Below are 14,136 nucleotides of genomic sequence, written 5' to 3'. Positions count from 1 at the left end.
TGTATGCAAGTATCTTCCGGTTCAAAATCTTAGCCCAAGAAGCTAAACTATTTACATTCAAGGATAAAAAAAGCCACATTTAGAAAAAGACGTCTCCAAATGTGACCTTCAAATTTAATAATAATTCATATATGACTTGTTTATGTCCTCTATCGGAACTGGACGACTGAAAAAGAAACCTTGGGCCTTTTGACAGTTGGCTGCTTTTAGTATTTCCACTTGAGTATCCTTTTCTACTCCTTCAGCTATTACTTCCATACCAAGGCTATGAGCGAGACGAATAATTGTAGTTGCGATTGCAGCACTCTTTTCATCTGTTTCCATATCCTTTATAAATGACTGGTCAATTTTAATAATGTCAATTGGATATTTTCTTAAATAGCTAAGAGAAGAGTAACCCGTCCCAAAATCATCAATTGAAATTACCACCCCTATGTCCTTTAATTCCTTAAGAATAGTGAAGGTATCCTGTAGATCAGTCATCGCACTTTCTGTAATTTCAACTTCTAACGATGAAGGCAATAAATTATACTTATTTATCTTTTCTCTAATTTTTGAGGCAAAGTTATCTTGCTTAAATTGCTGTGGAGAAATATTCATAGCGATTCTAACCATTCGGTAGCCCTTATCTTGCCAAAGCTTTAATTGGCTACAAACCTCTTCCAATACCCAATCTCCCAATTTGAAAATGATTCCTGACTTTTCAGCTATTGGTATGAAGTGCATAGGCGATACATATCCAAATTTTCTATTGTTCCAGCGTAACAAAGCCTCGAATGAATTAATCTCCCCAGTTAATAGATTAACTTGCGGCTGATAATGAATAGATAGCTCTTCCTTTTCAATTGCTCTTCTTAAATGCGACTCCATCAAGGCCTCGTTTGGAAAAGATAGATTCATTTGCTCCTGAAAATATCGATAATGGGCTCTTCCTCTATCTTTAGCTACATATAAAGCTTGATCTGCCTTTAATAAAAGTTCATCTTGTTTCTGTCCATCATACGGGAACATTGAAATTCCAATAGAAGCTGTACCGAAGTATTCTTGATGATCTAGATAAATAGGCTTGGCAAGCTCTGTTAATATGCTTTCTGCAAACTGGCTAGTTTCATCCTTCGTTTTATCTTTTAACAAAAAGACAAACTCATCTCCGCTTTGTCTATAAAGGTTACTCGATTTATCAATATAAAGGCTTAACCGGTCAGCAATTTTTTTTAAAAGCTCATCTCCAGAAGTGTATCCCAAAGATTCATTAATCAATTTAAACCGATCCAGATCTATTCGAATAATAGAGATTTCACTATTTGTTTTAGAAGCTTGCTTGATATTTTCACTTAGGTGCTCCTTCAATGCACGTCTATTCCATAAACCAGTTAAGTGATCATGGTATACAAGATAAAATAATTGGTCTTGTTCCTCGGAATCACTAATTGTATTACGAAGCACTAAATGTAAACCTTTAACCGTACCACCACTAATGATTGGTATTGCTTTTAAATAAGTGGAGATGAAATGTCCTTTTTCATGCTGAATTAAGCAATTTTGCATTTCTGTAGAATAACCACTCATTGTCTGTTTAATAATAAGCTGAAAGTTTCTTAGAGATTCCTCACTGATATATTGCTCAATCGGCTGATGCAAAAGAGTTTTCTCTTCGTAGCCGAAAACCTTTAAAATAATTTTATTGGCGTATTGAATAATACCCACTTGGTCAATAATAAGAACTGTATCTATATTATTCTCAATAAGAGAAATGTATTTATCTGTAATCTCTGAGGAATCATTTATAGGAAGTTGATTTGTTTTATCGTACATCATCATTCCATATATATCTTTCTCTTCAATAGCTATTATAGAGATATCAAAAGTGTATCGTTTATCATTTAACAACAATTCATAATTGCTATTAACATTTTGTTGTTCATTTTTAATACTTGTAAATAGTGGTAACAGTTGAGACAATAATTCCTCACTAAAAGTGTTGTTTTTTATATGTGCCTCTCCCCAAAAATTGGTTGCCGCTTTATTTGTATAAATAATCGTATAGGTACTGTTTTTGTTTTTTTTAAATAGGCAGGTTAGTAGGTTTTGCTGTTCATGAATCATATCTACTAAGTAATTATTCTTCTTAAGCTGTTCGTTATTGTTCATGTAATCCTCCAGTTGCCTCATACTAAGACATATCACTAAATCCACACATTATACTATATTATATCGTCAGATAATTACATCTCTTAACGTAGCGGTTACAAAATATTTTCATATAGTATTTTTTGATTAGTGTACACAATTTTTGTATAAGTTGGTATGATAGTATATAAGAGAGAAAGAGAAAGATAAAAAGAAAGGAGTGAACTATTTATGATTTCTGAATCAGACAAGCAATTGGCTACTGCTATATATACGGTTAATAGGCATGCAAAAACCGCTTTAGACAATAAACCACTTTATGAACTGAAAAGGCTAGCTATCAAAAAAATGATTAAAGAAAAAAGAGCAAGTAAAATTGGACTCCATTTTGTTAGAAACCCTAAAAATAGCCAACAGCAATCCTCCGTTTTAGTACAGTGCGCAGATTATTACTTCCATATTCTACCGGTAAAAGAAGATTTCAAAACTTTACAGCATCTTGGTCACTTAGATGATACTTATAGAAACCCTATCAGGAAAATGAATTTAAAAACGGCAAAACAACTATTAACCGATTATATAGGGCCTCCCCAAGCTACTACAAGAAAGTCCACTAATCACTCTACATCTTGCACCGCTAAGTTTACGCGTGTATCCAACAAGCGTCCAAGCTCGATGAAATCTTATTTAGATAGATGAATTGTTTTTGTCAAGAGGACAGGCCTTTTCAGGGCTAGCATCTATTAAAGAACGCTTATGTAATCTCATAACTAAAATACTGTTATGAAATTACAGTAGGTTACTTAACGTACTAAAAGAAATTAAGAAAGGCTACCAATTCATTACGAATTGATAGCCTTTTTTTTAGAAATATTACTCATAAAATATATTGATCAATTTTGAGAACAAGTTCTGTTATTTCTGGCTTACTTACTTGATCTTCTGCTCCAACTTGATCTCCTTTGTGACGCAAGTCGTCGGTGATCAAACTAGAAAAAATAACGACAGGAAGCTTTGATAAATTATTATTTCCTTTAATCATCTTTGTTAATGCATGACCGTCCATTTGCGGCATTTCAATATCAGTGACTATCATTTGGACATGCTCTGAGACATCAGGAGATATTTTTTCTAAACTCTCAAGATAGTTTAGTGCATCCTTTCCATTCTCGAAGAATTCTAAATTAACATAACCCGCCTCATTAAGGGTGTCATGAAGTAATTTTCTTAATAGAGGGGAATCTTCAGCAATTACAATTTTTTTGTTGGAGCGCTCCCGTTTACCCATTTTTTTCACGGAATCCACACTTATACCTGATTCGGGATTGATGTCCATGATAATTCTTTCAAAGTCCAGCAATAAGAGCATCTCTTCTTCTCTTTTGATGACTCCGATAACATGAGATGTTCCTCCCTGATAAAGGTCAGATGGTTTTTCGATCTGGTTCCATGAGATACGATGAATCTGTGTAACATTATCAACATGAAACACTACTTTTTGTTTATTGAACTCGGCCACCACATATTTTTCTTGCTCGGTATTGGATACTATAGGAAGACCTAAGACTTTCCCCACCTGGATAACTGGTAATACCTCTCCACGTAATTGAATGATTCCTTCCACATGAGGATGTGCATGTGGGATAAAGGTTACTGGTATAGGCTGAATAATTTCCTTTACTTTTATAACATTAATACCAAATCTATTTGAACCAACTTGAAATTCAACAATTTCTAACTCGTTTGTACCGCTCTCTAGTAATATTCCTTTGTGGTCGTTCACAAAACTCTTCCTTTCTATGTCCTTCGATTAATTCGATTGTATCATACAAAGGTAAAATATTACTATATTATTCATAGAACTTTATTAGTGCTTGAGTACCTTTATTTTCATAACCCTCTGCTAAAAGTTCCTCATACATCGACTTAGCCAGCTCCAGACCTGGCAATGTTAAATTCATTCTTTCCGATTCTTCTAAAGCTATCTTCATATCTTTAATAAAGTGTTTAATATAAAAACCAGGATTCAAATCGCCACCGATTATTCGAGGAGCCAAATTACTCAAAGACCATGATCCTGCAGCACCGGTAGTAATAGAACGTAGTACTTGTTCTAAGTCTAAACCAGCTTTCTTACCATATGCAAGAGCTTCACAAACACCAATCATATTAGAAGCAATAGTTATTTGGTTGCACATTTTAGTATGTTGACCTGCACCTGCTGTTCCTTGATACAGTATAGTCTCTCCAAAAAGCTCTAACACTGGCAATATAGAATCCAAGATTTGCTTTTCTCCCCCACACATGATGGAAAGCTTACCTAACTGAGCCCCTATATCGCCTCCCGATACTGGCGCATCTATGGAGTTCATTTCAAGTTCCTTCGCTTTGTCATAAATCTTCTTTGCTAACGTAGGGGTAGAGGTTGTAAGATCAACAACCGTTAAACCTTGATTTTCAATAGAAAAAACTCCATCATCTCCAAAATATACTTCTTCTACATCATGGGGATAGCCAACCATTGTAAACAAATACTGTGTATATCTAGCAACTTCACTTGGTTTCGAAGCCCAAGTTGCCCCTAAAGAAATCAGTTCGTCTGCTTTTTCTTTTGTACGTGTATAAACAATCACATTATGTCCTGCTTTCAACAAATGCTTTCCTATACTTTTCCCCATCACACCAGTACCAATAAATCCGATATTCAATCGTTCAGACATTTCACATTCCTCCATTAACTATGTATTAAATATAGTGTATCAAAAAAAATAGTTCTGTATATTTCATTAGAATGTTTATTTTTCGAAAAAATATAAAAAAAGAGGGCCATCCTATAGATGGCCCTTAAAAAGGGGGAAATGAGAATGTTGCTGTGTTCTTTATTAATATGCCCCATTCACAATAATTTAAACCTCTTTGTGTAAAAAAAGTTTTTTTATTTTTTCTATTTCTTGCACAAATAATTCTGCCTTATCTTTTTTGACGGTATGGCCACCGCCACCATATCTTACTTCTTCGTATATAAAAAAGAACTCATCTTTTGCAAGCCATTGCATTCTTTGAAACCATTCCCTCACGGTTTCACTCTTCTCTCTCTCAAAGCCAAAAGAATTAGCCTCTTTTTCAAAACTCAAATATAATTCTCTCAAAATAGAAGACTCTACTCTATATAAAGTATTTTCAGAAGATGATTCTTCTTGAAGCGGGACAACTAACTCCTCATTTTTATATATAATATCATTACTTGCCTTTTCTTTTGACTGCTCTATTTTTTTACTAATCAAATAAGCAATAACACCAAAAATAGCTAACCCTATCACTCCCAAAACAATCCATTCAAAATTGAATGTATAAGAGGAGGCTTCCTGTGTATTTGGTAGAAGATCTTCCATCATGGCTCCATTTGCTCCAACGTCCTTCTGCTCTTCCTCCGTTGGCTTTTTTGTTATTCCACTTAAAAACTTCTCTAAAACATTTAGAAGAGGCATTAAAGGAATCATTACTACAGCCAATATTCCTTGGAAAACCCAGTTAAATAGTGTCCGTATTGGAGGGGTGAGAAAATACGTAAACAGAGTTAAGAGAAATATACCTATTATTCCTATCATATAAAAAAGTGAGACCTTTAAAAATGATTCATTTTTTTGTTTATGGGATGTTCTCCGTACATTAAATAATCGAGCCCCTGCAAAAAATATGACTCCACCTATAAATACACTATACAAAGGGAGTTTATAATCTTCAATAGCTAATAGATAACATAAGAAATGAACCGAGAGAAATGTTGCAAAAAATACTAATGAATATGGTGAATCACTATTTGGGTCAGATTGTATCAAATTATATCTAGCATGTAAGCTCCAAGCACTTATTAATACACTTATAACATATAACCATATTGGAATACCGAACAATAATAACACAGTTAATAAAACAGGCGGCAGACCTATTGCTACTAAAATATTTGGCCCAGATTTAGAAAAAATGTAATTGGCAACAAACACCGTTATGAACTGTAGAATAATCCATAAAAGAGGCGTGCTAACAATTGCCTCGTTTAATAATATGACAAATATAATTGCGAAAATCCACATATCCTGAAGGTATTTTTCAAATGACACTATTTGAATTTTATGCGTAGGGTTTGAATTATTAATCATAATTTTCTCCCTCGTATTCCAAAAGATAGTTAACACTCGTTTTTTGTTCCCAAGTCCTTAAAATTGGTTGATACTTCTCCATCTGTTGGGACAGGATATATGCAGACATCGGTAACTCCTCATGGGCTTCTATATATCTAATTATATTTTCAAAAGGAACAGTGATATTACTAGTTGATAAAATGGAAAGCCACTCTAACGCTTGTACTCTGTGTGTATCTCCTGAACCTATTGGAATATAAATAAACGGCCTCTTTCCAGATGATCGAATATTGATACCAAAAGCAAATGGGACATTTGCTTTGTAGCAAGCCTCTATATGAGAAGCAAGCCACTCTATCTTTTTTTCAAAATCATGGACCATTCTATACCCATCTGCAAGATTCACCAAAAACAATACAGACACATTAGCAACTTTGGTAAATACTTTTGTTTGAAGTTGCTGGGTTTTAGCACTTGCTTTCCAATGAATATGATTAAATTGATCTCCTGGCTCGTAATCTCTCGTTCCAACAGGAAAGTAGGGATCAATAAACAAAGAAGAATTTAACTCCAACTCCCCTGACTTTAAACGTGAAGGATAAAATTCTTCTTTTATTGTATAAATAGCTGGATATACAATTGCATCCATTAATATGTATGGTTCATAATTCAAAATAATTGACCCTTCAGTCAATGGATGCGGAATATTAACTTCAATTCCTTTTATCCTAGAAAGTCCTCTTCGTATACCTACTACAGGAATTTGAACTGTGACTGATTTTTTGTATCCAATTGAAAAAGGAACATTTACTTCATAAAAACCTGAGGCAGAGTTATAATCTGCATCGAATGGAGCAATACAATCCTGAAATGTTAATACGATGGCACCGTTCCAAATTGGTAAACCATTGTTCTGAAAAGACAATTCCAAATAAGCAGTAGTCCCTTTCATTAAACGAATCCTTTTTTTGTCATTTACAAACACTAGTCCATTTCCAACCTTCCGAAAATAATACAACTGGAAAAGTACAAGAAATAACGGAAACGAAATAATAACAAGGAGTAATGTTTGTTTAAAGAAGAAACATGCTACAGCACATATTAATAATATCTCTACATATTTTTTTGTATATTTAAAACTTAAATCTTGCCGTTTCCAAATCATTGAATTTTCGCCTCAACAGGCACTTCTATTTCTCTAATCAATTCACTCATAATTTCTTGTAAATCATGAATGAGCATACCTTGTGAAGAAAGCCTTAATCGATGAAGACAAACTGGATCTATGATGTTCTTAATATCATCAGGAATAACATAATCTCTACCATTTAAAAAGGCGTACGCTTTAGCAGCCTGTAGCATTGCCAAAGAAGCTCGACTACTTAATCCCAGTTCTATGTATGGGTGTTTCCTTGAACTTTGGACTATTTGCACAATATAAGTATATATATCATCATGCACTTTAATATTATTTACTTGCTTTGACCATTCTTCTATTTGTTGCAAAGTTACAACTTGTTTTGTTTTCACTTCTCCAGGTGTTTTACCAAATTGTTTAAGAATATCATTTTCTTCCTTCATAGTTGGATAACCAATGTTAAGCTTAAAAAGAAAACGATCTAACTGAGCAGCTGGTAACGGAAAAGTTCCTTGTTGAGACTCTATTGGATTTTGTGTTGCTAAAACCATAAAAGGATATGGTAGCTTAATAGTTTCTCCATCAATTGAGACTTGCTTTTCTTCCATAGCCTCTAAGAGGCTAGATTGAGTTCTGGGAGTCGCACGATTGATCTCATCTGCAAGTAAAATATTGCTCATCACTGGCCCCACCCGTAATACGAATTCTTGTTGCTTCGGGTGAAAATAACTGATCCCTGTTACATCTGTGGGAAGTACATCTGGTGTAAATTGTATTCTTTTAAACACCCCTTGAATAGCTTCGGCAAATGACTTGGCCATCATTGTTTTACCAGAACCCGGAACACTTTCCAACAATACGTGACCTTGAACTAATAACCCTATTAACATAAAATCAAGTTCTCTTTCTCTACCAATGATTGAACTATTCAACTCTTTTTTTAGTTTGATTAAAGCTGCGTCCATTTCTAATCTCTCCCCAAATACTATTCAAGCTGTTCAGAAGTACTATGCTGCTTTACTTGAGAATGAAATTCATTCAGTAAATGATCAAGTTCTTCACTTAGGCGAATAGTTTCTCTATTAGTTACACCATTTTCTATAGCAGATTGAATCATCTTTTCTCTTGTAGTCTCTAGCCTATTTAAAATAGATTCCATCATGAGAGAACTCCCCTTTTTGCAAAATGTATATTTTCCTCATTTTACTTACAGTTAAACCTTTAGAAATCAGAATATACCGACTATTTTAGGTAGGTTAATGCACGAACACATTAACTTCTAGGATTATTAAGATAAGTATATATTATATTCCCACCTTGCATAGCGTTGCCACTAAAGTGTTTAAAATCCTCTCTTCTAACAAGTACTTCCCTAAAATTTAAAAAATCTTCTTTGGATACTTGAATGCTTTCTATTTCTCCTCGTTTTAACATATCAAGTTGTTCATCTATCGGATGCATAATGTTTCTCCTTTTGTCTAAGAAATGTATAGTTTCAAAACTTTTGATAAAAATACTTTACGTACCTCTTTTTTTAAGGCAAACTGTATTATATTATGTTCTTAAAGGGGATGGGACAATCTATGAAAATCGCTGAAGTCGGCAACATTATTGAGTTTAAAGATGGTCTTCAAGGTATAGTAGAAAAAGTAAATGAAAACTCTGTAATAGTTGATCTAACTTATATGGAGAACTTCAACGAGCTTGAACTAGAAGAAAAAACGGTAATCAATCATAAGCGTTATAAAATATTATATAGTAATGAAGATTAAACGTCATGCCGTTCCTCTTCGTAAGAAGAACGGTTTTTTTCTAAGTAGCAAGCAATTCTTTTTACTATACTGTCATGATTATCAATAAATTTCATTGTTGTGACTATGGTAAGGATGTGCTTTTATGAATAACCGCAAACTCTTTTTAGGATTAATAATATCCTTATTGCTGGCTTTTGTTTTTTGCTGGCTAACTTTTTCAAATGAAAAAGTATTTTGGTACTTTTATTCTTTTACAACTCTATTTTTAACAGCTGGTGCTTTCTATTTTTCAAAAATAGAAGATCAACTGAGAACGTTTAGTTACTTATTTTGGGGTATAGTATATGGTGTAGCAACTTATTTATTATTTGTTTTAGGTTATCAGCTATTAGATTTTCTACCATCTAAAACTACCAAAGAAGTTTCTAACTTTTTAGGAACCTTTGCACCTACTGCTTTGTGGCATTACATTTTATTATTCTTCATCATTATTCCCGGTGAAGAACTATTCTGGAGAGGTTTTATCCAAGTAGCCCTTAAAAATTGGCTTTCCCCTACTAACGCTATAATTATAAGCTCCATCTTGTACGGAGCAGTCTTTATTGCAAGTGGCTTTTACATTGGTGTACTCGCCGCTATTATAATGGGAGTAATTTTTGGCCTACTCTATGAAAAGAAAAAAAGTATGCCACTTAATATCGTAGCTCATATTGTGTTACTATTACTTTTATTCCTGGTGCTACCAATAATATGAAACGTTGCAATTAATACCGTTACTTAAAAGGGAGCTGTTCATATGAAGAAAATTTTCTCTATTTTATCTATTTTGTTATTAACATTTCTAATTGCTGCTTGTGGCACGTCAGATGAAGAAGCAACGTCTAACGATAACAATAGCCCGTCCGAAGATACTACTAGCAATGGGGCTACTGAAAACGAGCAAGAGAAAGATTCTACCGAAGTTTCAGGAAATACTGTAAAAAGTGAAAACCAAGACTACTCTATTACAATATTAGATGGCTACGAACTAACAGCCGAAGAACCTAATAAGGACTTGTTATTCAACAAAGAAAATGATGTTCAATCTATGCGAATCGAAGTCTATAATGCTTCTGAAGTCAATATGTCTGATATAACAAATAATTTAGTAGAAATTTTAAAAGCTTCCACTTCTGAAGGCAAGGTAGATGAGATAACAGATGCTAACCTTATTCCTTCAGGAAAACTTCTAGAAGATGTCAGAGCTTATGAAGCAGAAGGCACTGAGAACAAAGTATATGGCTACACATTTTTACAAGACGGCTTAGGCGTGAGATTGACGATCTTTGATACGAACGAATCTCCAGCTTTAGAGGATTTTGTTAAAATGGCAGAAACAATTAAAATCGATTAAAATAAAAACTTCGGGCCGTGCAAAGGCTCGAAGTTTTTTTTAGGATAAATTTTTAATCGATAAACCTAATTTTTTTAGCAGCTCAATAGCCTCTAATTTTTCCTCTTCTGACAAGGCATTCATTAATTGAATAAGCTGTTGCTCATGTCGGGGGAAAAGTTCGTTCATAAACTCTGTTCCTGCTTCTGTTATTTCCGCATAGGTAACTCGTCGATCCGTATCACTCGACACTCTCTTGATGAAGCCTCTTCCCTCCAGTTTATCCACCACATAAGTAATGGAACCACTAGCAAGCAAAATTTTATTGCCTATCTGTTGTAAAGGTTGTTTTCCTTTATGAAACAAAAGCTCTAAAACTGCAAATTCAGTTGGATTTAGTCCATTCTCTTGAAAAAAATGATTGGTACATTCATGTATTACTTTATGTGCTCGGGAAAGTACTATAAATAATTTTAAAGCACTACTCGCTGAATCATTTGTCATTGTCGTCATCCTCACCTATATTAAAAATTACATTACCAATTATTATATAGGGCAGACTAATAGATTGTCAAAATAGCTCAGCAGGTTCCGTGCAATGGAAGCAGAAAATTAAAGGTTGTACCTATTCCTACATTGCTCTCTACTTCTATTTTCCCTCCATGAGCTTCAATAACTTCATAGGAATGGGAAAGCCCAAGTCCTGTTCCTGCAGATTTAGTAGTAAAAAAAGGATTGAAAATGTTTTCTATATCCTGTTTTTCTATCCCACTACCCTGATCCACAACTTTAACGCTAATTGTACAATTAGAATATAATGATATTCTAATCTCTATATTACCACTTTTTTCCATAGATTCAATAGCATTTTTAATCGCATTTATAAAAACTTGTTTTAATAAGTTTCTATTCCCAAAAACCTTATTATTGGGACAAATTTCATTAATTATATTAATCTCAATTGCTTTCATAAGAGATTGAGGGGACATGAAGCCAGCTACTTCTGTTATAAGTTGATCTACTTCAAAGTATGTGTATTCATTGTTGCACGGCTTGGATACTTGCAAGAATTCGGTTAATATATCTTCCATTCTGTTAATCTCGTGATCGATGACATCTAAATATCTCTTACCGTCATCCGTAGCTGTTTTGAGTAGTAATTGGGTGAACCCCTTTAAGGAAGTCATGGGATTTCGTATCTCGTGGGCTATACTAGCAGCAAGTTGTCCGAGAGTACTTAGCGATTCGTTATGATCGAGCCTTTTCTTCATAAACATTTTTTCAGATTCATCATGTATTTCCATAAGAAAGATATTGGAATCACTTTGTTTGGATACAATAGAATGTAGATACTTGTAGTCACCCATATACGTTTGAAGCTCACAAAAGAATTCTGCTTGTCCATTAGTCGATAAATCTTGTAGAAAAGTTTTCTTTATCTCTCCTTTAAGAGATAGCATATTCAAAAGAGCTTTGGAACTCATCTTCAATAATTCGGTGCGGTCCAGCCCCAACACTTTTTCTATATAAGGATTAGCATCTATAATTTTACCTTCTTCACTTATAAATATTAATCCACTCGAAAAGAGTTGAAAAACCTGTTCAAATCTTTGCTTGTATTCGTATTCTGCTAACATTACCTCACCCTGCCTCTCATAAGAATCTGAGAAAACCATTTCAAATTTTTAAATTATTAATTAATTCTGATTATTTCACATTAATTCTAATCTGGAAATGGTTATATTTGACTATATTGTCGACACGAATATTCACTGTTACAATAGTTAAGCAAACCTAAAGGAGTTAAGAAAAAATGAATATAATATTAACTACATTGAACGCAAAGTTCATTCATACTAATTTAGCCTTACGCTGTCTTAAAGCTTACGCTGAGCCTGAATATTCCCCCCTTATTGTCGAATATACTATTAAAGATCCTACTTTTAATATAGTAGCTGATTTGTACCAGAAAAAACCGAGCATTGTAGGCTTTAGCTGCTATATTTGGAATATTGAAGAGACTATAAAAGTGATAAAAATGCTGAAAACAGTTGATCCATCCATAACGATTATCCTAGGTGGCCCTGAAGTCTCATACGATACGAATGTATGGCTTAGACAAGTGAAAGAAATTGATTACATTGTTGTTGGTGAAGGAGAGCAAGCCTTCAAGGAGACGCTGGACTTTCTTTCCGATAAAAAAGATGTAAAAGATGTACCTGGACTAGCATATGTCCAAAACGACAAATTTATTCTAAATCCGCTACCACCAAAATTAGATTTACGAGAGTCTCCCTCGCCTTACCGTTTTGAAGAGGATTTAGCATATCTATCCAAGCGAATTGTCTACATTGAGACTAGTAGAGGGTGCCCTTTTTCATGTCAGTTTTGTCTTTCTTCTATTGAAGTTGGAGTTAGATACTTTAATCGCGAAAAGGTAAAAGAAGATATACGCTATCTAATGCAAAACGGAGCAAAGACGATTAAGTTTGTAGACCGTACATTTAATATTAGCAGAAGCTATGCAATGGAAATGTTCCAGTTTTTAATAGACGAACATTTGCCAGGAGTAGTTTTTCAATTTGAAATAACAGCAGATATTATGAGACCTGAGGTAATTCAATTTTTAAATGATAACGCACCTGCCGGACTTTTCCGCTTTGAAATAGGAGTCCAATCTACGAATGATTTAACAAATGAGTTAGTAAAACGTAGACAAAATTTTGAGAAACTTAAACGAACTGTCACAATGGTGAAGAGTGGCGGTAAAATTGATCAGCATCTAGATTTAATCGCAGGCCTGCCAGAGGAAGATTATACATCCTTTAGAAGGACGTTTAACGAAGTATTTGAAATGCGACCTGAAGAACTGCAACTTGGATTTTTAAAGCTCCTTAGAGGTACTGGCTTACGAGTTGAAGCAGAGAAATATGGGTACGTATATGTTGACCAAGCTCCTTATGAAATCTTTTCGAATAATGTCTTAAGCTTCAACGACATATTACGCATTAAGCAAGTAGAAGACGTATTAGAAAAATATTGGAATGCACATAGAATGGATCAGACATTAGAATTTCTTTTCAATCATATATTTGAAACACCTTTCGACTTTTTCCAACAATTCGGGACTTTTTGGGAAGACAAAAATTGGTCTAGAATCGGTCATCAATTAGAGGATCTTTATACACGTCTATTTGATTTCTTAGGAAATCTAGAGGGGATTCCCTTAAATACTGTTAAAAGTGTCATGAAGCTTGATTATTTATCCAAACAAAAATTTCAGCCTCGCAAGCCTTGGTGGGAAAACGATATGAGTAAGGAAGAACAGTCTGCTATCTACAAGCTCCTTCTAGAGAGTCCGTCTATAGCGGGAAAAGAATTTGCGCAGATGGATTTGACCGAAAGAGAGATTTACAAACAAACATTTATTACACCTATTTCTATAGACATGAATTTGTTTAAACAAGGAGTCATAAAAGAAGAGCAAGGTTTCCTTCTAACAACTTTCCATAAAGGCAATACACCGCATTTTTCTTATATTCAAAAGAACAACAACTTAGCAGATTTTATTCTATAAGTTATTCTCTCAAGCGGTTTAAT

Annotated in this window: 15 protein-coding genes; 5 read left to right on the top strand and 10 right to left on the bottom strand. The window is 34.0% G+C overall.

The features are described 5' to 3' along the window. Nucleotides 1-114: 114 nt before the first annotated feature. Nucleotides 115-2,151 (bottom strand): EAL domain-containing protein, encoded by a 2,037-nt coding sequence (locus MHB55_RS06025; RefSeq protein WP_340862821.1) that lies wholly within the window; start codon nucleotides 2,149-2,151, stop codon nucleotides 115-117. Nucleotides 2,152-2,361: 210 nt separating this feature from the next. Between MHB55_RS06025 and MHB55_RS06020 the strand changes: the two genes are divergently transcribed. Then, nucleotides 2,362-2,829 (top strand): YkyB family protein, encoded by a 468-nt coding sequence (locus MHB55_RS06020; RefSeq protein WP_144537818.1) that lies wholly within the window; start codon nucleotides 2,362-2,364, stop codon nucleotides 2,827-2,829. Between the two features lie 178 nt (nucleotides 2,830-3,007). Here the strand turns inward: MHB55_RS06020 and MHB55_RS06015 are convergent, their stop codons facing one another. The 7 genes from MHB55_RS06015 to MHB55_RS05985 form a co-directional block, all read right to left on the bottom strand. Then, nucleotides 3,008-3,913, bottom strand: coding sequence for a chemotaxis protein (locus MHB55_RS06015; protein WP_340862820.1), 906 nt, complete (start codon nucleotides 3,911-3,913; stop codon nucleotides 3,008-3,010). 67 nt (nucleotides 3,914-3,980) lie between these two features. After that, nucleotides 3,981-4,850 carry an NAD(P)-dependent oxidoreductase gene (locus MHB55_RS06010; protein ID WP_340862819.1) on the bottom strand — a complete coding sequence of 290 codons (870 nt, stop codon included), beginning with the start codon at nucleotides 4,848-4,850 and terminating at the stop codon, nucleotides 3,981-3,983. 186 nt (nucleotides 4,851-5,036) lie between these two features. Next, on the bottom strand, nucleotides 5,037-6,290 hold the full coding sequence (locus tag MHB55_RS06005; protein ID WP_340862818.1) for a hypothetical protein: 1,254 nt from the start codon (nucleotides 6,288-6,290) through the stop codon (nucleotides 5,037-5,039). Then, nucleotides 6,283-7,437 (bottom strand): DUF58 domain-containing protein, encoded by a 1,155-nt coding sequence (locus MHB55_RS06000; RefSeq protein ID WP_340862817.1) that lies wholly within the window; start codon nucleotides 7,435-7,437, stop codon nucleotides 6,283-6,285. Before MHB55_RS06000 ends, MHB55_RS06005 begins: the two co-directional genes overlap by 8 nt. Beyond that, the gene (locus MHB55_RS05995) at nucleotides 7,434-8,375 is read right to left on the bottom strand and encodes an AAA family ATPase (RefSeq protein WP_144537808.1); all 942 of its coding nucleotides are present in this window, start codon (nucleotides 8,373-8,375) and stop codon (nucleotides 7,434-7,436) included. The genes MHB55_RS06000 and MHB55_RS05995 overlap by 4 nt, the downstream gene beginning before the upstream one ends. A 20-nt stretch (nucleotides 8,376-8,395) precedes the next feature. After that, complete coding sequence (locus MHB55_RS05990; protein ID WP_144537806.1) at nucleotides 8,396-8,572, bottom strand: aspartyl-phosphate phosphatase Spo0E family protein; 177 nt, start codon at nucleotides 8,570-8,572, stop codon at nucleotides 8,396-8,398. A 110-nt stretch (nucleotides 8,573-8,682) separates the two neighbouring features. Next, complete coding sequence (locus MHB55_RS05985) at nucleotides 8,683-8,871, bottom strand: hypothetical protein (RefSeq protein WP_144537804.1); 189 nt, start codon at nucleotides 8,869-8,871, stop codon at nucleotides 8,683-8,685. Between the two features lie 122 nt (nucleotides 8,872-8,993). Here MHB55_RS05985 and MHB55_RS05980 point away from each other — a divergent pair, with 122 nt between their 5' ends. The 3 genes from MHB55_RS05980 (at nucleotide 8,994) to MHB55_RS05970 (ending at nucleotide 10,557) form a co-directional block, all read left to right on the top strand. Continuing rightward, a complete protein-coding gene (locus tag MHB55_RS05980; RefSeq protein ID WP_144537802.1) occupies nucleotides 8,994-9,182 on the top strand; it encodes a YkvS family protein in 189 nt (62 codons plus the stop codon). A 124-nt stretch (nucleotides 9,183-9,306) separates the two neighbouring features. Further along, nucleotides 9,307-9,918, top strand: coding sequence for a CPBP family intramembrane glutamic endopeptidase (locus MHB55_RS05975; protein ID WP_340862816.1), 612 nt, complete (start codon nucleotides 9,307-9,309; stop codon nucleotides 9,916-9,918). Nucleotides 9,919-9,960: 42 nt separating this feature from the next. Continuing rightward, complete coding sequence (locus MHB55_RS05970; protein WP_340862815.1) at nucleotides 9,961-10,557, top strand: LptM family lipoprotein; 597 nt, start codon at nucleotides 9,961-9,963, stop codon at nucleotides 10,555-10,557. A 39-nt stretch (nucleotides 10,558-10,596) separates the two neighbouring features. On the opposite strand, the gene MHB55_RS05965 is transcribed toward MHB55_RS05970, so the two are convergent. Beyond that, nucleotides 10,597-11,040, bottom strand: a complete 444-nt coding sequence (locus tag MHB55_RS05965) for a MarR family winged helix-turn-helix transcriptional regulator (protein ID WP_144537796.1) — start codon at nucleotides 11,038-11,040, stop codon at nucleotides 10,597-10,599. Nucleotides 11,041-11,117: 77 nt separating this feature from the next. After that, the gene (locus MHB55_RS05960) at nucleotides 11,118-12,173 is read right to left on the bottom strand and encodes an ATP-binding protein (RefSeq protein ID WP_340862814.1); all 1,056 of its coding nucleotides are present in this window, start codon (nucleotides 12,171-12,173) and stop codon (nucleotides 11,118-11,120) included. Nucleotides 12,174-12,349: 176 nt separating this feature from the next. On the opposite strand from MHB55_RS05960, the gene MHB55_RS05955 reads away from it, so the two are divergent. Beyond that, nucleotides 12,350-14,113 (top strand): B12-binding domain-containing radical SAM protein, encoded by a 1,764-nt coding sequence (locus MHB55_RS05955; RefSeq protein ID WP_340862813.1) that lies wholly within the window; start codon nucleotides 12,350-12,352, stop codon nucleotides 14,111-14,113. The last annotated feature ends 23 nt before the right edge of the window (nucleotides 14,114-14,136 follow it).

Origin of the sequence: Psychrobacillus sp. FSL K6-1267, from assembly GCF_038003265.1 — a bacterium.
Lineage (GTDB): Bacteria > Bacillota > Bacilli > Bacillales_A > Planococcaceae > Psychrobacillus > Psychrobacillus faecigallinarum.
This window is presented reverse-complemented; position numbering and strand designations above follow the sequence as displayed.

Bases quoted from the DNA above. Each gene is read 5' to 3' on its own strand.
- MHB55_RS06025 (WP_340862821.1), bottom strand. From the start codon at position 2,151: ATGAACAATAACGAACAGCTTAAGAAGAATAATTACTTAGTAGATATG.
- MHB55_RS06020 (WP_144537818.1), top strand. From the start codon at position 2,362: ATGATTTCTGAATCAGACAAGCAATTGGCTACTGCTATATATACGGTT.
- MHB55_RS06010 (WP_340862819.1), bottom strand. From the start codon at position 4,850: ATGTCTGAACGATTGAATATCGGATTTATTGGTACTGGTGTGATGGGG.
- MHB55_RS06005 (WP_340862818.1), bottom strand. From the start codon at position 6,290: ATGATTAATAATTCAAACCCTACGCATAAAATTCAAATAGTGTCATTT.
- MHB55_RS06000 (WP_340862817.1), bottom strand. From the start codon at position 7,437: ATGATTTGGAAACGGCAAGATTTAAGTTTTAAATATACAAAAAAATAT.
- MHB55_RS05995 (WP_144537808.1), bottom strand. From the start codon at position 8,375: ATGGACGCAGCTTTAATCAAACTAAAAAAAGAGTTGAATAGTTCAATC.
- MHB55_RS05990 (WP_144537806.1), bottom strand. From the start codon at position 8,572: ATGATGGAATCTATTTTAAATAGGCTAGAGACTACAAGAGAAAAGATG.
- MHB55_RS05985 (WP_144537804.1), bottom strand. From the start codon at position 8,871: ATGCATCCGATAGATGAACAACTTGATATGTTAAAACGAGGAGAAATA.
- MHB55_RS05980 (WP_144537802.1), top strand. From the start codon at position 8,994: ATGAAAATCGCTGAAGTCGGCAACATTATTGAGTTTAAAGATGGTCTT.
- MHB55_RS05975 (WP_340862816.1), top strand. From the start codon at position 9,307: ATGAATAACCGCAAACTCTTTTTAGGATTAATAATATCCTTATTGCTG.
- MHB55_RS05970 (WP_340862815.1), top strand. From the start codon at position 9,961: ATGAAGAAAATTTTCTCTATTTTATCTATTTTGTTATTAACATTTCTA.
- MHB55_RS05965 (WP_144537796.1), bottom strand. From the start codon at position 11,040: ATGACAAATGATTCAGCGAGTAGTGCTTTAAAATTATTTATAGTACTT.
- MHB55_RS05960 (WP_340862814.1), bottom strand. From the start codon at position 12,173: ATGTTAGCAGAATACGAATACAAGCAAAGATTTGAACAGGTTTTTCAA.
- MHB55_RS05955 (WP_340862813.1), top strand. From the start codon at position 12,350: ATGAATATAATATTAACTACATTGAACGCAAAGTTCATTCATACTAAT.